The 20,123-nt window shown below is 72.1% G+C and carries 24 protein-coding genes; 6 read left to right on the plus strand and 18 right to left on the minus strand.

Features of this window, described 5'->3' with window-relative positions; genetic code table 11:
• Positions 1-3 precede the first annotated feature (3 nt).
• Entirely contained in the window at positions 4-597 is a 594-nt protein-coding gene (locus tag ACFFKU_RS06725; protein WP_380136688.1) for a dihydrofolate reductase family protein, read from the minus strand.
• A 292-nt stretch (positions 598-889) separates the two neighbouring features.
• Here ACFFKU_RS06725 and ACFFKU_RS06730 point away from each other — a divergent pair, with 292 nt between their 5' ends.
• On the plus strand, positions 890-1,738 hold the full coding sequence (locus tag ACFFKU_RS06730; protein ID WP_380136690.1) for a tyrosine-type recombinase/integrase: 849 nt from the start codon (positions 890-892) through the stop codon (positions 1,736-1,738).
• Positions 1,739-1,758: 20 nt separating this feature from the next.
• Here ACFFKU_RS06730 and ACFFKU_RS06735 read toward each other — a convergent pair whose 3' ends face one another.
• The gene (locus ACFFKU_RS06735; RefSeq protein WP_380136692.1) at positions 1,759-2,337 is read right to left on the minus strand and encodes a hypothetical protein; all 579 of its coding nucleotides are present in this window, start codon (positions 2,335-2,337) and stop codon (positions 1,759-1,761) included.
• A 136-nt stretch (positions 2,338-2,473) separates the two neighbouring features.
• Here ACFFKU_RS06735 and ACFFKU_RS06740 point away from each other — a divergent pair, with 136 nt between their 5' ends.
• From ACFFKU_RS06740 to ACFFKU_RS06760, 5 genes are all read left to right on the plus strand, one after another.
• On the plus strand, positions 2,474-2,644 hold the full coding sequence (locus ACFFKU_RS06740) for a DUF4236 domain-containing protein (protein ID WP_380136693.1): 171 nt from the start codon (positions 2,474-2,476) through the stop codon (positions 2,642-2,644).
• A 16-nt stretch (positions 2,645-2,660) separates the two neighbouring features.
• The gene (locus ACFFKU_RS06745; protein WP_380136695.1) at positions 2,661-2,915 is read left to right on the plus strand and encodes a hypothetical protein; all 255 of its coding nucleotides are present in this window, start codon (positions 2,661-2,663) and stop codon (positions 2,913-2,915) included.
• Entirely contained in the window at positions 2,912-3,187 is a 276-nt protein-coding gene (locus ACFFKU_RS06750) for a hypothetical protein (RefSeq protein ID WP_380136697.1), read from the plus strand. Before ACFFKU_RS06745 ends, ACFFKU_RS06750 begins: the two co-directional genes overlap by 4 nt.
• Positions 3,188-3,293: 106 nt before the next feature.
• Positions 3,294-3,875 carry a Panacea domain-containing protein gene (locus tag ACFFKU_RS06755; RefSeq protein WP_380136699.1) on the plus strand — a complete coding sequence of 194 codons (582 nt, stop codon included), beginning with the start codon at positions 3,294-3,296 and terminating at the stop codon, positions 3,873-3,875.
• Entirely contained in the window at positions 3,872-4,249 is a 378-nt protein-coding gene (locus ACFFKU_RS06760; protein WP_380136700.1) for a hypothetical protein, read from the plus strand. The genes ACFFKU_RS06755 and ACFFKU_RS06760 overlap by 4 nt, the downstream gene beginning before the upstream one ends.
• 59 nt (positions 4,250-4,308) lie before the next feature.
• Here the strand turns inward: ACFFKU_RS06760 and ACFFKU_RS06765 are convergent, their stop codons facing one another.
• The 16 genes from ACFFKU_RS06765 to ACFFKU_RS06840 are packed head-to-tail and all read right to left on the minus strand — an operon-like array spanning position 4,309 to position 20,119.
• A complete protein-coding gene (locus ACFFKU_RS06765; RefSeq protein ID WP_380136701.1) occupies positions 4,309-4,590 on the minus strand; it encodes a holin in 282 nt (93 codons plus the stop codon).
• A complete protein-coding gene (locus ACFFKU_RS06770; protein WP_380136703.1) occupies positions 4,590-6,008 on the minus strand; it encodes a glycosyl hydrolase in 1,419 nt (472 codons plus the stop codon). The genes ACFFKU_RS06765 and ACFFKU_RS06770 overlap by 1 nt, the downstream gene beginning before the upstream one ends.
• Before the next feature lie 8 nt (positions 6,009-6,016).
• Entirely contained in the window at positions 6,017-6,736 is a 720-nt protein-coding gene (locus tag ACFFKU_RS06775) for a hypothetical protein (RefSeq protein ID WP_380136705.1), read from the minus strand.
• Positions 6,737-6,746: 10 nt separating this feature from the next.
• Positions 6,747-7,199 carry a hypothetical protein gene (locus ACFFKU_RS06780; RefSeq protein ID WP_380136707.1) on the minus strand — a complete coding sequence of 151 codons (453 nt, stop codon included), beginning with the start codon at positions 7,197-7,199 and terminating at the stop codon, positions 6,747-6,749.
• A gap of 4 nt (positions 7,200-7,203) precedes the next feature.
• A complete protein-coding gene (locus ACFFKU_RS06785) occupies positions 7,204-7,782 on the minus strand; it encodes a hypothetical protein (protein WP_380136708.1) in 579 nt (192 codons plus the stop codon).
• Positions 7,779-8,258, minus strand: coding sequence for a hypothetical protein (locus tag ACFFKU_RS06790; RefSeq protein WP_380136709.1), 480 nt, complete (start codon positions 8,256-8,258; stop codon positions 7,779-7,781). Before ACFFKU_RS06790 ends, ACFFKU_RS06785 begins: the two co-directional genes overlap by 4 nt.
• A gap of 4 nt (positions 8,259-8,262) precedes the next feature.
• On the minus strand, positions 8,263-8,610 hold the full coding sequence (locus tag ACFFKU_RS06795; RefSeq protein WP_380136711.1) for a hypothetical protein: 348 nt from the start codon (positions 8,608-8,610) through the stop codon (positions 8,263-8,265).
• Positions 8,610-9,425: a hypothetical protein gene (locus ACFFKU_RS06800; protein WP_380136712.1), complete on the minus strand. Its 816-nt coding sequence runs from the start codon at positions 9,423-9,425 to the stop codon at positions 8,610-8,612. Before ACFFKU_RS06800 ends, ACFFKU_RS06795 begins: the two co-directional genes overlap by 1 nt.
• Before the next feature lie 16 nt (positions 9,426-9,441).
• Positions 9,442-9,825 (minus strand): hypothetical protein, encoded by a 384-nt coding sequence (locus ACFFKU_RS06805; RefSeq protein ID WP_380136714.1) that lies wholly within the window; start codon positions 9,823-9,825, stop codon positions 9,442-9,444.
• A gap of 35 nt (positions 9,826-9,860) precedes the next feature.
• The gene (locus ACFFKU_RS06810) at positions 9,861-10,166 is read right to left on the minus strand and encodes a hypothetical protein (RefSeq protein WP_380136716.1); all 306 of its coding nucleotides are present in this window, start codon (positions 10,164-10,166) and stop codon (positions 9,861-9,863) included.
• Positions 10,167-10,183: 17 nt separating this feature from the next.
• On the minus strand, positions 10,184-11,398 hold the full coding sequence (locus ACFFKU_RS06815) for a Gp37-like protein (RefSeq protein WP_380136717.1): 1,215 nt from the start codon (positions 11,396-11,398) through the stop codon (positions 10,184-10,186).
• A gap of 20 nt (positions 11,399-11,418) precedes the next feature.
• Positions 11,419-11,631, minus strand: a complete 213-nt coding sequence (locus ACFFKU_RS06820; RefSeq protein WP_380136719.1) for a hypothetical protein — start codon at positions 11,629-11,631, stop codon at positions 11,419-11,421.
• Between the two features lie 2 nt (positions 11,632-11,633).
• Positions 11,634-12,080 (minus strand): hypothetical protein, encoded by a 447-nt coding sequence (locus tag ACFFKU_RS06825; RefSeq protein WP_380136720.1) that lies wholly within the window; start codon positions 12,078-12,080, stop codon positions 11,634-11,636.
• A gap of 17 nt (positions 12,081-12,097) precedes the next feature.
• On the minus strand, positions 12,098-13,678 hold the full coding sequence (locus tag ACFFKU_RS06830) for a hypothetical protein (protein WP_380136722.1): 1,581 nt from the start codon (positions 13,676-13,678) through the stop codon (positions 12,098-12,100).
• Positions 13,679-13,688: 10 nt separating this feature from the next.
• The gene (locus ACFFKU_RS06835; protein WP_380136724.1) at positions 13,689-14,570 is read right to left on the minus strand and encodes a phage distal tail protein; all 882 of its coding nucleotides are present in this window, start codon (positions 14,568-14,570) and stop codon (positions 13,689-13,691) included.
• Positions 14,570-20,119, minus strand: coding sequence for a phage tail tape measure protein (locus ACFFKU_RS06840; RefSeq protein WP_380136725.1), 5,550 nt, complete (start codon positions 20,117-20,119; stop codon positions 14,570-14,572). Before ACFFKU_RS06840 ends, ACFFKU_RS06835 begins: the two co-directional genes overlap by 1 nt.
• Positions 20,120-20,123: the final 4 nt, after the last annotated feature.

The following is a 20,123-nucleotide window of genomic DNA, read 5'->3' on the forward strand; positions in this document are numbered from 1 at the left end:
GGATCAGGACCGTCGGTAGGCCGCGAACGTCACGCCGGTCGTGAAGGTGCGGGCCGCCACGGGCCGCCAGGACGTCGGAGCACCGCCGTCCGGGAAGAGGCGACGTCCCGCGCCCACCACGACCGGGTGGACGAACGTCCTGACCTCGTCCACGAGGTCCGCCGTGAGCAGGACGTGGGCCAGGGTGATGCTGCCGGTGCAGCAGATCTCGCCACCCTCGCCGGCCTTGAGCGTCACGACGGTCTCCACCGCGTCGCCCCGGTGCACCGTCGTGCCGGCCCAACCGGGGTCGCCCAGCGTCGCTGACACCACGTGCTTGGGGACGGCGTCCAGGTGGGCGGAGATGCCTGTCGTGTCGGTGCCGGCCTGAGCCGGCCAGAAGCCGCGGAAGTCCACGAAGGTCCGTCGGCCGAGCAGGAGTGCGCTCTCCGCCGCCATGTGCTCCGCGTTCAGGGCGACCTGCGCCGGGTCGGGGGCCTCCCGGCCGGGATCCGCCCACCCGGCGCTCATGTCGACGACGCCGTCGAGGGTCACGTTCTGGGTGAGGACGAGGTCTCGGGCCATGTCCTGCAGACCCGGCCCCACGGTGGAACTCATCGGCATCCGACCAGCGGGGTGCGCTGACGGCAGATGGGCCAAGCGCGTCGACACGCGGAGGAGACGGCAGAAGCCCCGCCCGGCGGACCGGACGGGGCTTCTGCGTGACGTGCGCCAACAGGGACTCGAACCCCGAACCCGCTGGTTTGGAGCATCGCGCTGGCCGGCACCGGTGCCCGCACCCAATCTGCTGGCTCCAGTCCGGCCCCTCGTCCCGGCGGCCGCGGCGTGACCGGTAGTTGCGCCACGCCACCGGTTGCCGCTCGACCGGCCCCTACGGATCAATCGGCTCATGATCCGCGCTGACCACGGCCGCCCCACCAGCCCCACGCTGCACGCGCCCTGGGACCACCTCATCACCGGGTGGACCGCCTGGATGCGCGCCGCGCACCGGCCCGTCGGCACGATCGACCTGCGCCGCTACCACCTCGGCCGGATCCGCCGCTGGTTCGAGCCCCTGCACGCCGCCGAGCTCACCACCCAGGACCTCGCCGAATTCATCGCCGCCCACGCCTGGCAGAAGGAGACCGCCCGCTCCTACCGGGCCTCCCTGCGCTCCTTCTACGGGTGGGCCCACGCCGTCGGCCTGGTCGTCGACGACCCCGCCCGCGCGCTGCCCTCCATCACACCCTCCCGGGGCCGGCCCCGCCCCACCCCCACCTCGGTGTTCCAGACCGCCCTGGCCGCGGCCGGGCCCCGCGAGCGCCTCATGCTGCTCCTGGCTGCGCACGCCGGGCTCCGCCGCGCCGAGATCGCCCACGTCCACACCCGAGACGTCGAGGAAGACCTCCTCGGGTTCGCGCTGCGCGTGCACGGCAAGGGCGACGTCGTCCGCCGCGTCCCCCTCACCGACGACCTCGCCCGGGCCCTACGCGCCGCCCCGCCCGGGTGGGTGTTCCCCTCACCCGGTGGCGGGCACCTCACCCCCGCCCACGTCGGCAAGCTCGTCTCCACCCTCCTGCCCGAGGGCTGGACCACGCACACGCTCCGGCACCGCTTCGCCTCCCGGGCCTACGCCGGCAGCCGTGACCTGCGCGCCGTGCAGGAGCTGCTCGGGCACTCCAAGCCCGAGACCACCGCCCGCTACACCGAGGTCCCCGCCGACGACCTCCGCAAGGTCGTGCTGCTGGCTGTGGCTTGACGGGGGGCGACGACAGCTCGTCAGCAGCCGATGTGTTCGAGCAGCTGCAGGAACCGCGGGGCCAGGGAGTCGTAGGTCTGAACGACCTCTCGGACCTGCTCGATGCCGTTGACGGACTTGACCTCCCAGCGCCGCCCGTCCTTGGCGGCCATCCAGACAGGTGTTCCGTCCGAGCCCGTGATCTCGATCCAGGGGTCGTGCACGATGCGGTTGCGGACCTTGTTGACCGCGTCGAGGGCCATGAGCATGATCCGCCAGGACTCGACCAGATGGGGTGGGTAGTCCAGGTGCGCCAGCGCCGCCACGAACATCCTGGCTCGCGGTTCCGACTTCATCGTGGAGTCCGCCCGCCGCACGTCGGGGAGTCGGCGACGGAAGATCTTGTCGACCTGGGCCGTCTTGGGCTGGATCTCGCGGCCATGCTCGTTGGTGGTGGAAGTGGGGAAGGTCGGGTCAAGCTGCTGGGCTAGCTGCACGCAGGCCTGCCGCAGGAACTCGTCGTACTTGCCGTGCATCATCACCATCACGCCGATGGCGCTGCTGAGCTCCTGCAGCCGTTGATCGCTGAGGATCTCGTTGGAGGTCTGCATCGACGACATGAGCCCACCATGCCGCTCCGGAGAAAGCCCGGCGGGCGAACCGGGAGACGCAGGCCGTCGCCCGTCCAGGCCAACCAGCCGCCCGGCCGCCATGCCGATGTTCGTAGGACCGACTGTCGACCCGGGGGAGCCACCTGTGCCGTTCACGTTCCGCAAGACCAAGAGCCTCGAGAAGGGCCTGAAGGTCACCGCCTCCAAGTCCGGCCTGTCCGCCTCGACGAAGGTCGGCCGCATCAGCGTCAGCACCCGCGGCAACGCCTCCGTCCGCCTAGGCAAGGGCCTCAGCTTCCGCACGAAGCTCTGGTGACGGGGGACCGGCGATGATGCTGCAGGGCCTAGAACGCGAAGCGCTGGAGCGGGCGGCAGTCGGCGCCGTGCTGCACGAGGAGGGCAGCGAGCCCGCCCTGAACGCGATCTTCATCGATCTCCTGGCACGCGGCCTGGTCACCGCGACGTGGCCGGCCGGGGCCGAGCTGCCCACCGAGGTCGCCATCACCACCGCCGGGCGCAACGCCCTCCGCGCGCACCACGCCGCGGCCCGGCATCTGTCGGAGGCCCGGGACATGCTGCCCCGGTGACCCTCGCCCCCAACCTCGACGCCTGGTCGTGGTGGTGGTCCTGCCTCCCGGCGCCGGTGCGCGCCGAGCTGCTCGAGCACGGGTGGGGCGAGCCGCTGCCCCCGCACCTGCTCGTCGAGGTCCGCGAGGCCCCCGGGGCGCTGGAGGAGGTCACCGTGCACGTCCCGGTCGTCCTGTCGGCCGGCATCCGCCGGGTCCGCGCCCGGCCGCGACAGGTCCTCACCGACGACTTCGCGGTGTGGCTGGACGAGCAACGCTCGACACGCTGGTGACCTCCGCCGCTCTGCCCGGTACTTGTGCGGATCACGATCGGTTCGCCAGTCTGGTGTGCGCTGACGCACTTGCGGGAACATCTGTCGGTACGGTCGAGTTAAATGGGTGTACGACGACGCACGAGATGAGGTGATCGAGATGATGCAAGATCTGGAGGCGGCTCGTAGTCAAGAGCGTCTTGACGAACTCGTCTTGTACGTCTCGTTCCACCTCGCTGACAGTCCCAACTTCGGCATGGTGGCACTCAACAAGGCTCTCTTTTTCTCCGAGATGCTGCACTACGTCGAGTACGGCCATGCGATCACCGGCGCCACGTACACCCGGCAGAGGTTCGGGCCCACGCTGCACCAGATGCTTCCGGTCATTCGTCGATTGGAGGCTTCCCATGATGCTGTGGTTCGAAACGTGCCGGTCGGTACGTACACACAAAAGCGTCTGGTAGCGCAGAGGGAGGCGCGTTCAAGCCTCTTCGACGCCTCTGAGCTGAAGACCGTGAACGGGGTGCTGAACATGTGTCGCAATTTCACTGGCACCCAGCTGAGCGAGATGTCACACAATCTCCCGGGGTGGAGGCTCGCCAGAGACGGGGAGGAGATCCCGTTCTTCACCGCCTTCATCTATGAGGGTCCCCCTTCGGAACATGAGCTCGAGGTCTCCCGCCGGCTTGTGCGTAGACTTAACCTGTGATCAATGGGCCTACGAGATGGACGCTGGTCGAGGGGCCAGCATTCCTCGAGTCGGTCCACCAGATCACGCCAGACGTCAAGTACTTCGACACCATGATGGAGACCATCACCTGGACCATCGCGCGAGGCGCCGATGACCCGCTGGTCTGTCCCGAGACGGAACCGCCCCTCCGGCGTGCCCGCATGGAACTTCCCTGGGAAACCCCCTCGATTCTGGCGGTCTACTTCATCCTGGACCTGCCGAGCAGGTCGGCGATCCTCCAGATGGCCGAGCTGCAGCGGGGCTACCTGAAGCCGGAAGACGTGGAAGCCGACTGGTGGACAGTCATGGGCTTGAGCAACGATGACTTCGGGCCGTATCCCTCGCAGGAGTAAGCCTCGGGGCTCCACCCGGAACGCGAGTGGAAGCCGTTGCGGGCATGTACCCGGATGGGTCACCCGGCGCGGTGACGTCCCAGGCCGATGGCGTCGACGGGAGAGACCTGCTCCACGGTGGTGAGGGAGGGCCCGTTCCCGCCGACGGGGATCGCGGCCAGGGACGTCGCGACGGAGAGGAACGCAGCCAGGCCGGACACCGACGCGACGTTGACCCAGTCGACGTCGAGGACCCCGGTCGCGTCGACGATGGCGGTGGCGGCCGCCGTCTGCGCGAAGGTCCGCAGCGCGCGTTCACCGGTGGCCTGCCAGAACGCGCCGGTAGCGAGGACGCTGCGCATCAGAACAGGTCCTGGTAGACGCGGGCGAACTTCGGGTGCTGGACGCCGTCGCCGGTGACATGCCAGCCGCCGTGCTCCTTCTTGTGGTTGAAGAGGATCTCGTAGGCGATCTGCCCCGGGCCCCACCCGCCGCTGGTCTTGTACAGGGCGTGCATGCGCCGGCCCCAGTCGTCGCCGTCGCCCATCGAGCCGTTGTCGGACCACTCGGCCAGGCCCAGCGGCAGCCCGACGGACCGCGCGTGGGCGAGGTGGGAGCCGATGCCCTTCGGGGCGCCCCAGGCGTCGGTCTGGTTCAGGGCGGCGTTCCAGCCGCGTTCGTCGTTGGCCCAGGGGTACTGGTTGTAGTAGTCGACGCCCATGACGTCGACGTGCTCGCGGCCGGGGAAGAAGCGGCGCCAGTCGATGCCGGTCTTGACCGACTCCCGGTTGAGGTTGAACACGAGCTTGGCCTGGGGGAAGTGCTGCTGCTGCAGGGCCCGGTAGCGCTTCCAGGCGGCCATGAAGTCGGCGTAGTTGGCGGCGGTGACGGTCCAGGGGTACCAGTTGCCGTTCATCTCGTGCGCGAACCGGATGAACACGGTGGACCCGGCCGGGTCCTTGCGGGCCTTCCACCAGGCGGCGAGCGCCTTGAGCCCGGAGACCCACCGGTCGTCGTAGCGGCCCTTCTTGGCCTCGGCCCACGTCTCGCCGGGGACCAGGGCGCCGACGGCGACGTCGATGCTGGCCTGCCAGTTCCCGAACCGCTGCGCGAGGGCGGGGGCGTTGCGCTGGTTGCTGTCGCCGGAGTCGGCCCAGGTCGCGGCCACGGCGAGGCGGCTGCCGCGCCAGCGCGCGAACTCCCCGTCCGCCGCGGCCTGCCCCTCCACACCCATCCCGGACGCCCCGGACAGCCACGTCCCGGTCGCCGGGTTGCTCGGGGAGCTCCCGCCGGTCCCGGGCTGGGTGCCGGCCCCCGGGGTGGTGCCAGGGACGGGGTCCTTGTCGGTGGTGGCGATGCCCTCACCGGTGACGACGACCCCGCCGATGCGGGCCCGGACCCCGGCCTTGTACGCGGTGCCGTCCTCGAGCAGCTCGAAGCGGAACGGGGACTTCGCTCCGGGCCGGGTCTCCCACGCTCCGGTGCCGTTGCGGTCGGTCCCGGCCCGCCAGACCACGGCGTCGGTCACCTCGGACTTGCCGTCGGCGGCGCCGAAGTCGACCTGGATGGTGTCGTGGTCGATGGTCGTCACGACGACCTTCAGCGCGGGCACCGGGGTGGGCGTCGGGGTCGGGGCGGGTGTGGGCGTGATGGTCTCGGACAGCGTCAGCCCGACCGCGGACGCCGGGACGTAGGCGATCTCCCCGGACGGCATGACGGCGACGATCGAGGGCTGGGCCGGGGGGATCGCGGGCCAGGGGGCGACGGTTCCGGTGCTCATGGCGGGGCTCACTTCCGGTTGAGGAGTTCGGCGACGGCGTCGACGAGGGTCCGGCCGCGCAGCTGCGGCCAGCCGGGCTTGCCCTTGACCGGGCCGAGGAGCTGCACGGCGGCCTCCTCGCTGCGGGGCAGGACGACGGCCAGGGCGTCGACGAGGGTCCGGCCGCCGAGCTGGGGCCAGCCGGGCTTGCTGGGGTCGGGGCCCAGGAGCTGGACCTCGATGGCCTTCAGGCGGGCGTCCTGCTCGGGGGTCATGTCGTCCTCGTCTCCTTCGGGGATCGGTCGAGTGGTTCCGGGGCGGATGGAGGGCTTGGTGGGTGCGGCGACCACCCCGGCCCAGGCCCGGGCCCCGTCGCCGCGAGCGCCGGAGACGACGGAGACGTGGGTGTGGTGGTCGTGGCGGTTCTCGCCGTCGTAGCGGCGCCACACCCCGGGGCGGGGCCCGGCCGGGCCGGACCCGATGCGGCCGCGGCTGATGAGATACTTCAGGCGGGGGTCCTGCTCGGCGAGGAGGCGGTCGGCGAACGCGTGGGCGTCGAACCCGCCGGTGGGGTCGTGGGTGAAGTCGCGGGCGTGGAAGACGCCGGTGGCGTCGGGGATGTGGTCCGACGTGCCGGCGGCCAGGTGGCGGGCGTCGGCGATTCCGCCGTCGGAGACCTTGGACCGGTGCGGGGCGGCGGCGTTGATCTGGGCGAGGAGGACGTCGAGGCTGCGGGCGGAGCGGGGCACGGGCGTCTCCTCAGTTGTGGGGGAGGGTCAGCGGGGGCAGGGGCAGGAGGTCGGCGACCTCGATGCCGTGGTCGCGCAGGCGCTGGACGAGGAGGTGGTCGACGGCGGCGTGCTCGAGGAGCAGGTCGCGGTGCAGTTCGCGGTCGCGGCGCAGGTCGCGGAGCTCGTCGTCCATGCGGTCCATGCGTTCGCGTGTGTCGCGCTGCCTCTCGTAGAGGCGGTTGAGCTCGTCGTCCTGGCGTTTCACCTGCGCGACGAGGGGCTCGATGATGGCGGTGGCCGCGGCCTGGGTGGCGGTGGTGACGGTGGCCATGGCCTGGGCGGTGAAGGTGTCGGCCTCGGCGTCGGTGCGGTTCATCTCCGCGGGGGCCTTGCGGGCGTCGACGATGACCTTGACGATCGCGACGATGGCGCCGACCAGACCGACTGCACCGCCACCGGTCAGGAGGGTCTGCCAGTCCACGGGGTCACGCTCCGTCGTCGTGTCGAGACCCGGGTCGATCTCGGTGGTGCTCGTCAGGGCTGTGGTTGCTGCGGTCATGGCCTTCGCCTCCTTCGGGCGCGCGGGTGGTGCGCAGGAGGGGCAGGACGGTGCGGAGCAGGTCGCGGGCCTCGCGGCGGGCTTGCATGGCCCGCCAGGTGGAAGCGATCGCGATGCCGGTGATGAGGGAGGCGGGCACGACGACGGTCGCTGCTCCGTTGCCGAGGACCAGGGCGACGACGTAGAACGCGCAGGCGCCGCCGTGGATGGAGCAGCCGGCGGACTCCACGAGCAGGCCGCGGTAGGTGAGGCGGTCGGCGAGACCGACGGTGCCGGCGAGCGCCCCGGTGATGAGGGCGCCGGCCCAGGCCCAGCCGAGGGCGTGGGGGAGGTTGCCGCCGATGGAGGGTGGGAGGTCGACGCCGATGAGGATGACGAGCCCGGCCAGGAACGTCATGGCGAGCAGGACCAGCTGGTAGGGGCTGGCGGCGGCGATGCGGGCGGTGCGGGGCCGGTAGGGCGACACCTCGCGGTCGGGGCCTTCCTGGGCCCGGCGGCGGGTCATCGCCGCACCACGGTGGTGAGCAGGCCGTAGGTGGCGGCGTGCACCGACCAGCCGAGCCAGGTCCCGATCCCGGTGAGGGGGGCGACGTGCGGGGCGCCGGGGGGTGGGTGTTCCTGCCCGGCGGCGAGGACGAACCCGATCCCGAACACGGCGGTGGTCAGGGCCTGGGCGAGGAGGCCGGCTGCGGCGAGCTTGCGGCCGGAGGGGACCCGGTCGGCGAGGGAGCCGACGACGGTGAGGATACCGGCGAGGATGAGCAGCCCACCCCACACCGCGGTCGCGGCGGGGACCTGCGCCTGCACGGTGTAGGCGGGCGCGGCGAGGCGCGCGGCGCCCCCGAGGGCGATGAGCGCGCCGACGAGCACGGAGACGGTCCCGAGGAGGCGGGTGGTGGCGTGCAGCGCCCACTGCAGCGTCGACCACGTCTCGGCGTCGACCTCGACCCGTCCCGGCCGGGCGGGCTGGGCGGCGGGCACCCGGTCACACCCCCAGGGGCAGGAGGCGGACGGTGATCCCGGCCTGCGCGGAGACGAGGGCCGGGGCGGAGCCGCCGAGGAGGAACGCGATCTGGTTGGACTTGGTGACGTGCACGGTGACCTTCCCCTCGCTGGTGCTCAGGTCGGCGCCGAGGGTGGGTTCGGCGGTGATCTGGTGGGAGAACAGGCCGCCGCTGCTACCGGTGGTGGGGGCGACGACCTGGGCGATGGCGCCGGCGTAGAGGCGCAGGCGCCCGGCGGGGATGGTGAAGACCGCGTTCCCGGAGCCGTCGGTGGTGGCGGTGAGCGGGAGGGCGGTGGAGGCGAACCCGCCGAGGTGGCGGCCGGGCATCAGCCGTGCGCGACGAACCGGGCGGCGCTGGCGGGCAGGGGCACCAGGGACGTCACGGTCACGGAGTTCGCGTCCTTGACCACGATGTCGGCGTCGATGAACTCCCCGGTGGACACGAGGCGCAGCTGGGCGGTGATGTCGGTGGTGCCCAGGCCGTGGGTGACGGTGACCGCGGTGCCCGCGGTCAGCGCGCCGAGGTCGCTGGCGTACTTCCGCACGACGTAGGCGGGGTCGACGCGGACCCCGCCGGGGCCGACGAGGAGCCCGTCGGAGGGGACGGCGGAGAACGTGTTGCCGTCCAGGCGCAGGCCGTTGCCGGCCTGGTAGGGCAGCCCGCGCCCGGGCAGGGGGATCCACTGCAGGGGGGTGGTGCCGACGGTGATGTTGTCGCTGCGCTGCAGCCAGGCGCGGTCTCCGTAGAGCAGGTCGCCGTTGGCGTCGGTGGCGGTGCCGCGGGAGACGACGACGACGGCGGACTGCAGTTCGGTGGCGGTGTCGAGGTCGGTGGCCCGGGTCATGGCGACGCCCTGACCGCGGTAGATCCACACGCCGTTCTGCGTGGCGTCGGTCTGGCGGGGCAGCAGGATCCGGTCGTTGGCCGCGACGGCGATGCTGTCGAACGTGGCGGGCGGGGTGGCGATGTCGATGTTCTGGGTGGCCGCGGCCACGGCGGGCGCCTTGTAGGACAGCGAGGCCAGGGAGTTGCCGAGGTAGCCGAGGTTGACGGCGTCGGAGGGCGCGGAGGGGTCTCCGAGCCCGGTGATGCGCGAGCCGTTCAGGTCGAGCCCGACGAAGAACTTCCGGAAGCCGTTCATGGGTGAGTGCCTCTCCTCAGCTGACGATCGCTTGCCCGCTCACCGGCCGGGAGAACCGGATGGTGAAGTCGGTGGGGGTGGGGTCGACGAGGGCGTCGACGGCTTCGAGGACGCCGCTGTCGGGGTCGCGGACGTAGACCTCGATGCGAGGCAGGCGCCCGAAGGGGTGCGACCAGTGCCACTCCGCGCCCGGGAGGTCGCGGACGTAGACGGCGGCGCCGCCGATCATCGTCATCCCGTCGGTCCGGTCCTGGACGCGTCCGGACCCGGTGACCACGGGGGCCCCGGCGGGCTGCGTCCCGCGGACGGTGGCGAGCGCCGGGGTGGGGGTGCGGACGGTGCCCGGGGCCCGGGGCGGGGTGCTGATGACGGCGGGGCTGCGGGGGTTCAGGGTGGCCATGGCGGTGGCTTCGGTGTCCGGGTTAGATGCCCGGGTCAGGTGGCGGTCGCGGTGCCGCGGCCGAGGACCTCGCGGGTCTGGCCGTTGACGCGCGCGATCGTGACGGGGCGGGTGGTCCAGGCGACGTCGGTGTCCTGGGCGGTGAGGGTCCAGGTGACCTCGTTGCTGTCGGGGCCGCCGACGGAGCCTGGCCAGGTGCGGTCCCCGAGTTCGATGCTGACGGCGCCGAGCAGGGTGCGAGGGCTGCCGTCCTCGTCGGTCCAGACGCCGACGATGACGTCATCGGAGCGGCGTCGGAAGACGACGTCGATGCGGGGGGCGGGGTTGCCCAGTGCGGTCACGGCGGCTCCTTGTCCGGTCAGGCCAGCAGCTCGAGGGTGGCGACGCGAGAGAAGACACCGCGCAGGGCGGACTCCAGGTCGCCGGGTGGGGTGCCGAGCACGAGGGTCACGGTCTCGGCCCCGTTCGCGTCGAGCTGCACGCGGACCTCGCTCACGCGCAGCGTCACGGTTTCGGCGAGGACGCCGGAGGAGACGACGACGGCGACCCGGTCGCCGAGCCACACGTCGCTCGGTCCGCCCCAGGAGCCCGCGGCCAGGACGATCTCGTAGGCGGGGAGGTTGGCGGCCAGCGCGGCCAGGCGCTCGGCCGCCTTGGCCGCCAGCTCGGTTTGATCGGTGATGTCCCCGAAGCTGATGGTCTGCGGCCAGAGCCCTTCGGGCCGGGTGGCGATGTCGGCCACGGCCAGGAACACCGGGGTGGTCGGGACCTGCTTGGTCTCGGTGGACACCTGGGTCTGCCCGGTCGAGGGGTTGACCGTGGTGCTCGTCGTGGTGACCGACTTCGTGCCGCCGGTGACCAGCACGGCGTTGGCGAAGGCGGCCGGGTCCTGGCTGCGGGTGGCCGAACGGATCCGCGAGGACTCCCGGCGGTTGGGGTCCTCCAGCCACCGGTAGGGCAGGGGCGGGCGCGCGGAGCCCCGGAACGGGTACCAGGCGCGCAGCTTGCGGGCGGCGCCCCAGCCGGGTGCGACGTCCCAGTCGAACCCGGCGGTCGCGGCGTTCGCCGGCTCCCCTGCGGCGGCCAGCGCCTCGATCTCGGTGCCGATGCTGGCTCCGGTCTCGGTGACGCGGGCTGCGGACTGCCCAGTGGTCGGCAGGCCGGAGGTGTCGATGCCGAGGTTGCCCCCGGCGAGCCCCTGGGGGTGGTCGACCAGCGCCTTGAGCACGGCGGCCTGCTCGCCGGTCCATGTCGTCTGTGGCCCGGTCCAGACCTGGCGGGCGAGGACCCCGCGGTAGTCGGCGGTCTGGAACGTCCGGTCGTGCTGGGTCGCGGTCGGGGAGTCGTCGGGGCGCCCGACCCGGCCGGTGTAAATCAGCTCCCGGTCGCGGGTGGCGTGCACGTCGGAGACGAGGGGGACGACCGCGGCCGCCTGGTCGCGCCGGGCGTTCAGCGTGAATGACAGCTCCGATGTCCCGGCCAGGCGGAACGTGGCCGAGATTCCCCGGGCCTCAGTAAGCTGACGGACGGGGGCACCGGTCCACGGTCCGACGTCGAGCCTCCAGGTGCCCACCGTTCAGGCCTCGTGGTTCCTCAGGCAGTCGACGCGGGGGCGTCGTCCTCGGTCCGCGGGGCGGGTTCCGGCGCCACCTGCTGGGCGGGCTCGGCGAAGGCGCCGACGTTCCCGCCGGTGGCCACGATGAGCTTGGCCTCGTCGAGGGTGATGAACCCGGCCTTGACGAGCTGGGCGAGCTGGCGGGTGGTGAGGTTCTGCGCGCGGTACTCGCGGGCGATGAGGTCGAACACGGTCAGGCTCCCGTCAGCTGGGCGAGGATGTCGTCGAGGTCCAGGTCGTCGCCGGCGCCGGGACTCGCGCCGGGGCCGGCGGTCCCGGTGAGGGCGTCGAGGTCGTTGAGCACGTCGTCGTCGGCGTCGGGCAGCTGCTGGGCCAGCAGCAACCCGGACACCGCGGCGGCGAGGGCGTCGATGCGCGCCTCAGACGTGCTCGCCCGGGTGCTGAGCGCCGAGACGGGGTCGGGGACAGGCAGCGACGGGCTGACCCGGGGGGCCTCGAACCGGTCGCGTCCGCGGTGGCTCCAGCCGGGCCCGACGAGGGAGTCGTCGTCGAGGTCGACGGCCTGCAGCCCCGTGGGTGGGTCGTAGTCGGCATCGGCCAGGACGACGTTCTCGACCAGGCCGTCACGGATGAGGGCGAGCCTGCGTCGACCCTGCTCGTCTGGTGTTTCGTCGGTCATGGGCTTGTTCTCCCGTCTCAGATGACCAGCGTGAGGACGCGGACCTCGCCGCGGCCGCCGGCGCCGCCGGCTCCGTGCGTCGTGCTGCCGTTACCGCCGCCCCCGCCGCCGCCTGCGGGGACACCGCCAGCACCACCTGCCGTTCCCGCGCCGCTGCTGTTGCTGATGCCACCACCGCCACCGCCTCCGACTCCGCCAGTGGTCGACAGCGTCCCGGGCGTACCTGGCTGAGATCCGTCGGTGTTTCCACCGGCACCAGTCAGACTCGCCAGGCCGGACCCGGCGGCACGCGTCCAGTTCGCCGTGCTGACCAGGGTTCGGCCCGAGGCGGTGCTGGCAGGGGCGCCTCCGCCGCCGCCCCATCCGGAACCGCCGGGCGAGGACAGGAACAGGTTGGAGCTGCCGGTCGGGATCTCGACGCCACCGCCGCCACCCCCACCAAACTCCGCAGTGGTCAGGTAGGCAGCCACCACAGCCGTGACCGGCTCGGTGGTCAGGGCACCGTAGGAGCCGATCCCACCAGCCGGAAGACGCGCCGCCGATGCAGTCGGGGGGACCGATCCACCCTCGCCACCGAGGATGCGCTGCAGGTTGCTGCTGTCGTTGCCGACCCCGGGGTTGCCGCCCTTGCCGCCCCCGGCCGCGAACACCCCGAAGCTGGACGTTCCCCCGTTGCCTCCGGAGGTGGATGCTGCTGATGGCCCGGTCCCGCCCGCTCCGACCGTCACGGGAACGGTGGCGTCCAACTCGGCCGCGGTGATCGTCGCACGGAGGCGCGCGCCGCCGCCCCCGCCGCTGCCGCCTGAGCCGCCCCCAGCAACGACCTTGCCGGACCCACCTCCGCCGCCGGGGCCGATGACGTCGATGAGGACCTGCCGGGCCCCAACCGGCTTGGTCCAAGTTCCCGAAGCGGTGAACACCTGCAGGTCGACGCGCCCGGCGGGCTGCCAGCCGATGCCGGACCCGAGGTAGGTCTCGTTGCGCCCGGTGGTGGTGTTGAAGATCGACTGCCCGACGTAGGGGTTGGTGATCGCGTCGCGCTGGGTGGTCGTGAGCAACTGGAACTGGGTGCCGATCTGCAGGGCCGCGGCCCCGGCCTGCCCCCGCAGGTCGGTGATGTTCGCGGTGGTGATCGACGTGGCGTTGGCGGCCACGGCGATCTGGGCCAGCGGGATCGCGGTCGCGGGCAGAGCGGGCACGGTGGGGCTCGCTGCGGCGGTCCCGGCCACGAGGTAGAGGTGCGCCCCCTCGGGGCGGGCGGTCGTCGGGGTCCGGTACTGACTGTCGACGATCTCGGCCACGAGCAGGTCGATGCGCGGGTTCGTCGTGCTGGCCGGGGGGATCGTGTACGCCTCGCCCACGTTCATCCGGGCGAGGTAAGACCCCTGACCGGTGACGTCGTCGCCCTTGATGACGCAGTCCAGCGGCGCCACGTACACGCTCATGGCCGCGCCCTCGGGGCGCTGCTGCACCAGACCCTGCCCGGCGTTGCGGTTCAAGATCCCCTCGGAGAACAGGGTTTCGATGATGAGCCGGTCGTCCTCGGCGGCCACCGACAGGTCTGGGTTCGCCATGTACTGCGGCGTCTTCCAGGTCACGAGTTTCTCCTCAGATCCAGGCGGGTCGGTACAGGACGTCGACCCGGGCGGCGGGGTCCTGGGTTTCGGAAACGAGGCGCAGCCGGTTGGAGCCCGGGGCCAGCCACGCGAAGCTGCTGCGCGCGAAATCGATGGACCCGTAGGCGGATTGCGTCCGGTCGCCGTTGTAGTAGGCGGTGGCGTTGCGGACGTCGACCTCGATGTACTGCGAGCCGACGAGCTGCACGGTGCCGGTGAGCGCGGTGCCGCCGAAGGCGAGCACGGTCGCGGTGTCGGGGTTGATGATCGCGGGGTTCTTGGACGCGAAGATCCGGTAGATGGGGGCCGCGGGCTCGGTGCCGATGTTCACGACGCCCTGCGCTCCGGCGGCGGAGAACCGCGGGTAGCGCAGCGGGTAGCGGCGGGGGTAGGAGCGCCCGGCCGGGCTCGGTGGCACGGCGGGTACGGGGACGAGCAGCTGCGTGCCCAGTTCGAGGATGCCTTCTGGTGCGACCCACCCGAGCGACACCTCGGCGTAGCCGGGGGTCTCGATGGGGGCGCCAGCGCTGTCTCCGCGCAGGAGCACGCGGCGTTCGGCGGTGCCGTCCTCGTCGTCGATGTAGAGGTAGGAGCGGCGCCCGGGGTTCAGGAACGCGCGGAGGCGGTCGAGAAGGTCGCGGCGCCGGTAGGGCCAGCCGGACTCCCCGTCGGAGTTGCCGACCACGGCCACGCTCATCGTGACGGCGCGGGAGCCGTAGAGCTGGGTGGAGTCGATGGTGCCGTGCGCGTTGACCCGGTCCTCCGACACCGCCCGGGCGGTGGGGAACCCGAGGTCGAGGCGGGAAGGCCGGAACCCGTAGCGCGGCTCCAGGCGCAGGACGCCGAGCGTGGGTTCCTCCAGGCGCAACAGCATCAGCGTCCCCCTCCGACCCCGAGCGGTCCGGCGACAGCGCCGGCGCGGCGCCAGAGCAGGTCCGCGGCGCCGGGGTCGGCCACGGTGACGGACCCGAAGATCGAGCCGATGGTGCTGACGGGCGGAGCCTCGGGCGCCTGCACGATCACGGTGACCGGGGCAGGGCGCGACGGCGTGCCGACGCTGCGGCGCGCGTTCATGCCCTCCAGGACCGGGCGGGTGATCCCGCGCGTGGCGGCCGCGGACATGACGAACTCCCCGGCCGAGAGCATGGCCGGTACGAGGTCGTCGGTGGGCCCGCCCGGGCCGGTCACGTAGCCCCCGCGGGCCCGCAGCGTGACCCCGGGCAGCTTCACCGTCCCCAGGCTCGGCAGGGTCGAGGTCGGCGTGGTGGCGGTCGTGCCGGTCTGCTTCGTCGAGACGCCGTAGACCGAGGTGGCCGCGGTCTGGCCGAGCTTGTTGCTGGCTGCCTCCAGCTCGCGCTGCAGGGCGTTGAGCCGGTCGACCATGCCCTTGCCCCCGGAGATCAGCTCCTGGGCCAGCTCGTAGCCCTTCTGCGGGCCGGCCTCGAGGATCTGGTCGATGAGGCCCTGGGAGAGGCCGAGGGAGCGGAGGGTGGAGATCGACTGCGAGAACCCGACCACGGCCTTGAGCTGGCGCTCCAGGCTGGCGACGAGGGTCTCCCCGGAGTTCATCAGCGGGACCGAGGACTCGGCCAGCGCGCGGGCCTGTTCGGACGTGAAGCCGTAGGAGAGCGCCAGCTTCTCGACCTCGATGCGGGTGGCCGCGATGGTCTCGCGCTGGGTGGCGTAGCTCGCGCCGTTGGCGGCTTGGGAGGCCTGCAGCCGCTGGCCGGCCTCGGCGAGCTGGTCGATCTTGGACTGGTACTCGGTCGGGTCGGTGGTCTTGTAGGCCTGCTCGACGCTGGCGGCGTAGGCCTTCTGCGCGTACTCCAGGCCGCGCACGACGTCGGTGGCGGAGAACAGGCCGGTGAGCTCGGAGCCGGACATCGCGGCCGCCGCGATGCGCTTGGCGTAGGCGAGCGCCGCGGCCTTCGCGTCGTTGAGCTTCTGCTCCGCGGCGGCCTGGCGGTCCTTGGCAGCGCTGGCCGAGACGGCCGCGGAGGCCTCCTTGGCGGTGGCCGCGGTGAGCTTCTGGCTGGCCTGGTCGGCCTTGCCCTGCATGGCGATCATGTGGGCGTAGCTGACGGCGACGTCGCCCTGGGCGGTACGGTTGGCCGCCCACACCTCGCCCAGCTTCTCCTCGGCCTGGGCGAGGTTCTCCCGGGCGCGGGTGGCCTTGTCGGTGTCCTTGGCCTTCGTGGCCTCGTTCAGCTCCCGGCGAGCGGCGGTGGCCGCCTTCTCCGCGGCGGTCACGTCGTCGATGGAGGACTGCAGCTTGCCCTGGTCGCGTTCGTAGGCCGAGACGGCGTCGCGCGCGGCGTCGGCGAACTCGTCGGCGGTGGCCTTGGCCGCGGCGAGTTCCTTCTGCGCGGCGACCGCGGCGGAGTTGAAGGCGGCGTAGGCGGTGGTGGCGCGGCGCAGCTCGCGGTCGTCGACCTTGACCAGGACCTCGGTCATGGCCTGGCGGAGGTAGGCGGCGGTGTCGGTGGTGTTCTGCAGCCCCGTGGTCTTGCTCGGCATCTGCACGACGAGGCCGCCGGTGGCGTAGCGGCCACCGCCGAGGACGTCGACGAGCCGGTCGAAGCTCTCGGTCTGCTCCGGGGACAGGACGCGTTCGGGGCGGGGGGTGAGCTTGGGCAGCAGGCCCGTGCCGGAGGCGACACCACCCTGGTCGTAGGCCCAGTGCACGTGGTTGAAGTGCATGGCGCGGACGGCGCCGGAGTACAGGTGCGGGGCACCGTTCTTGATCTGGCGGCCGCCGGCCGGGCTGTAGATGATCTCCGGCGACGTGCGGCCGTAGTTGGCCAGGAGCCAGTTGAAGACGTCCATGCGCGGGGGGACGTCGACGGCCCGGCCGCGGGAGTGGTAGCTGGCGTTGCCGCTGACGGTCTTGGAACCGGGCCGGAACGCGGAGTTCAGGCCGAGGCCCGGGAACTGCTTGCGCAGCGTGGCGATCTGCCACTGCCACCCGCCGGGGCCGGTGCCGCCCCCGAGCGCGGTCGAGCCCACGTTGTCGGCGGCGTCGGCCGCGGCGTCGGCGGCCGCCTGCATGGACTTCGCCGGTCCGGCGATGACGTTGCGCCACGCGGAGTTGATCGCGTTCATGGAGGGCAGGCGCGTCTGGACCTCGTTGTGCAGGACCGGGCCGCCGACGGCGAAGTGGAGCGCGTCGGCGGGCAGCTGCCCGGAGTTCATGAGGTCGAGCAGGCGCCGGTGCTTCTTCGTCTCGCTGGCTTTGATGACGTACTCACCGTCGGAGAGCCAGGCGGGGATCCGGTCGTCGGTGGGACCGCCGGGCCCGGAGATCGGCCCGCCCTGGGCCTTGAGCACCCCGTAGCCGTAGCGGGGGTCGGCGGCCGCCTTCGCCAGGTTCGCGTTGACGATGTTCCCGGTGAGCAGGGTGGTCAGGGTGACCGTGCGGTTCGGGACGTTGTTGAGCGCGGTCTTCAGCGCGTCGATGTCGCGGATCGAGCGGTCCTTGCCGTCGACCTTGAGCGTCGTGGTGGTGTCGGTGGGCAGCTTCGCCAGGCTGAGGTCGATGTCGTGGACGACGTCCTGCACGGTGAGGGATCCGTCGCGCAGCCCGGCGCTGTAGCGGTCGGCGGTCTCCTGCCCGAGGACGGCCGCGGTCTGCGGCAGGAAGTCCGCGGCGGCGATGATCGCGTCGATCCGGCGGATCGCCTCGGCGGCGGTGATCTCGCCGCGGCCGAGTGCGGCGGAGAAGTAGTCCGCGGTGGACTGCCCGAGCTGGCGCGCGGCCTGGGTGAGTTTGGGCTGGGCGGAGACGATCTGCTGCTGGATGCCCGCGAAGGTGGAGGCCGACCCGCGCGCGGCCAGGTCGGAGAGCCGGTCGAACCCCTCCTGGGTGCCGTTGGCGATCGCGTCGGCCACCAGCGGCGCGGCGGTCGGCCCCATCTCGATGATCTTCTGCAGGGCGGCCGTCGAGACGCGCCCGGCCAGCAGCGAGATGTTCTCGACGTAGCGGTCCTGGGCCTCGACCTGCTTCTCCAGCTCGGCCACGAAGTCGCGGAACGACACCTTCGCGTTCTTGCCCGCGTCCTTCCAGGCGTCGGCGGTCTTGCCCGCGGCCTCCCCGGCCTTCTGGGCGGCTTCCTGCTCGGCCTGCTGCCGCTGCTGCAGCAGCGTCGTGTAGGTGCCGTTAAAGTCAATGAACCCGGCGATCTGCTCGGCCATCGACTCGGTGAGCTTGGTGAACTCGTCCTCGGTCAGCCCGACCCGGGCGCCGAGCTCCTCGATGCTCTCCGCCGCACCGGCCGAGGCCCGTTCGACCTCCTCCTGGGCGGCCACGTAGTCCTCGGCGGCCGCGGTGGCCTCGGCGGTCTGCCCGCTGGACTGCTCCGCGGCGCGCACGAGCTCACCCAGCGTGCCGACCCGGGCGATCTCGGCCGCCGCTGCATCGCGTTCGGCCTGCGTGCGCCCCTCGGTCAGGTTGGTGCCCGCGGAGATCTGCTCCAGCGTGGCAGCGTCGGCCGCGGCGCGACGGTCGGCGGCGTCCTTGGCCTTGTGGTACTCCCCGGTCAGCTCGGCCAGCGCGTCCTTGTTGCCGAGGTAGGCCGACGTGATGAGCGGCAGGCTCAGCCCGAGGTCCTTGGCCCGACGGAGGGTGCCGTCGTCGGCGAGCTGCTTGGCCATGTGCTGGCGGGTGTTCTCCGCGACGACACCGGAGTCCGCGCGGATCGCCTCGGTGAGGTCGTGCACGCGGTTCTTGGCCTCGATGTGCTTGGACACGAGGAACCCCAGGGCCACGGTGGCCCCGGCGATCGCGACACCCCACGGCCCGGCCAGCACGGTGGCGGTGGCCGATAGCGCCCGGGCGACGCCGGCGGAGCGGCCGAGCAGGGTCAGGTTCTCGGCCAGGCGGGCCAGGGCAGGGGCGGCGAGCGCCGCGGAGCCGGTGACTCCGAGGATGCCGGCGCCGAGGGTGCCGACGACCACGAGGGCGGTCTTCATCTCGTCGGGCATCCCGGCGACCTCGCGGGTGAGTCCGGTGATGGCCTCGGTGCCCTGCACGACCATCGGCAGGAGCTCCGCGCCGAGTTCGATGCCAAGCTCGTTCAGGGCGTTCTTGGCCAGCTGGAACTTCGAGGCGGCCGTGGCGTAGCGCTTCTCCGACTCCACGGTGAGGGCGTTGTTCTCGATCCAGGCGTTGTTCGCCAGTCCGAGGGAGTCGCGCAGGCCGGTGTAGTTGTTCGCCAGGCGCAGCACGGCGTCACGCTGACGGATCTCGGTGATGCCGAGGTCCTCGAGGACGGCGAAGGCGTCCCCGCCGGAGGTGATGACCCCGTTGAGGCCGGTCTCGAAGGCGGTGAACGCGCCGGCGGCGTCGTCCTTGAAGAGGCGCTTGAACTCCGCGACGCTGACGCCGGCGGTGCGGGCGAACCCTTCGAGGTCGGATCCGCCCTCGGAGACGGCCACGGCCATGTTGATGAGCAGGGTGGAGATCGAGGAGCCCCCGGCCTCGGCCTCGATCCCGACGCTGGAGAGGGCCGCGGCGAAGCCGAGGACGTCGGCCTCGGACAAGCCGATGGTCTTGCCGGCACCGGCGATGCGCAGCGCCATGGCCGCGATCTCCTGCTCGGTGGTGGCGAAGTTGTTGCCCAGGTCCACGATGGTGGATCCGAGCCGGCGGACGTCAGCCTGGCTGGTGCCCATGATGTTCATGAGCCGCGCCAGGGTGGTGGCCGCCTCCTCGCTGGAGAGGTTGGTGGAGACCCCCAGGTCGACCATGGTCTTGGTGAAGGCGGCGACGTTGCTGCGTTCGATGCCGAGCTGCCCGGCGGCCGCGGCGACGTTGGCAATCTCGGTGGAGCTGACCGGGAGGACCCCGGACATGGCACGGAGCTGCTTCTCGAGGTCGGCCATTTCGGCCTCGGTGCCGTTGACGGTCTTCTGGACCCCGGTCCAGGCCGATTCCCACTCGACCGCGGCGCGCACCGAGACGAGGAGCCCGGCGACGAGGGCGGCTCCGGCGGCGACCTGGGCGCGGCCGATGTCGGCCATGGCCTCGCGGCGACGCTCCATGCGCCGCCGCTCCTGCTCGGCGAGCTGCTCCTGGCGGCGGGCGGCGGCAGCGTCGCGGCGGGCCTGCTCGGCGTAGGCCTGACGTTCGGCGTCCCCGAGTTCCTGGATCGCGCGCTGCTTGGCCTCCTGCCTCTGCCGCTCCTCCCGGTAGGCGGCCGCTTCCAGGCGCGCCATCTCGCGGATGGCGCGTTCCTTGGCCTCGTCGCGCTGCTGCTGCTCGCGGTAGGCCTGCGCCTCAAGCTTGGCCATCTCCCGCTGCTGGGCCTCGAGCTTGGCGAGCTCGCGCTCGAAGGCCTTGGCCGAGGCCTCGGCGTTCTTGAACCCGGACTCGAACTTCCCCGTGTCGGCGTTGAGCCGGATGATCAGGTCGGAGGACTTCGCCACGGGG

This window comes from Kineococcus gynurae, assembly GCF_042433995.1.
Taxonomy (GTDB): Bacteria; Actinomycetota; Actinomycetes; order Actinomycetales; family Kineococcaceae; genus Kineococcus; species Kineococcus gynurae.

What these genes read in the sequence shown, in the direction of transcription:
- ACFFKU_RS06725 (WP_380136688.1), bottom strand. Translation starts at nt 597, where the DNA reads ATGAGTTCCACCGTGGGGCCGGGTCTGCAGGACATGGCCCGAGACCTC.
- ACFFKU_RS06730 (WP_380136690.1), top strand. Translation starts at nt 890, where the DNA reads ATGATCCGCGCTGACCACGGCCGCCCCACCAGCCCCACGCTGCACGCG.
- ACFFKU_RS06735 (WP_380136692.1), bottom strand. Translation starts at nt 2,337, where the DNA reads ATGTCGTCGATGCAGACCTCCAACGAGATCCTCAGCGATCAACGGCTG.
- ACFFKU_RS06745 (WP_380136695.1), top strand. Translation starts at nt 2,661, where the DNA reads ATGCTGCAGGGCCTAGAACGCGAAGCGCTGGAGCGGGCGGCAGTCGGC.
- ACFFKU_RS06765 (WP_380136701.1), bottom strand. Translation starts at nt 4,590, where the DNA reads ATGCGCAGCGTCCTCGCTACCGGCGCGTTCTGGCAGGCCACCGGTGAA.
- ACFFKU_RS06770 (WP_380136703.1), bottom strand. Translation starts at nt 6,008, where the DNA reads ATGAGCACCGGAACCGTCGCCCCCTGGCCCGCGATCCCCCCGGCCCAG.
- ACFFKU_RS06785 (WP_380136708.1), bottom strand. Translation starts at nt 7,782, where the DNA reads ATGACCCGCCGCCGGGCCCAGGAAGGCCCCGACCGCGAGGTGTCGCCC.
- ACFFKU_RS06795 (WP_380136711.1), bottom strand. Translation starts at nt 8,610, where the DNA reads ATGCCCGGCCGCCACCTCGGCGGGTTCGCCTCCACCGCCCTCCCGCTC.
- ACFFKU_RS06800 (WP_380136712.1), bottom strand. Translation starts at nt 9,425, where the DNA reads ATGAACGGCTTCCGGAAGTTCTTCGTCGGGCTCGACCTGAACGGCTCG.
- ACFFKU_RS06805 (WP_380136714.1), bottom strand. Translation starts at nt 9,825, where the DNA reads ATGGCCACCCTGAACCCCCGCAGCCCCGCCGTCATCAGCACCCCGCCC.
- ACFFKU_RS06825 (WP_380136720.1), bottom strand. Translation starts at nt 12,080, where the DNA reads ATGACCGACGAAACACCAGACGAGCAGGGTCGACGCAGGCTCGCCCTC.
- ACFFKU_RS06835 (WP_380136724.1), bottom strand. Translation starts at nt 14,570, where the DNA reads ATGCTGTTGCGCCTGGAGGAACCCACGCTCGGCGTCCTGCGCCTGGAG.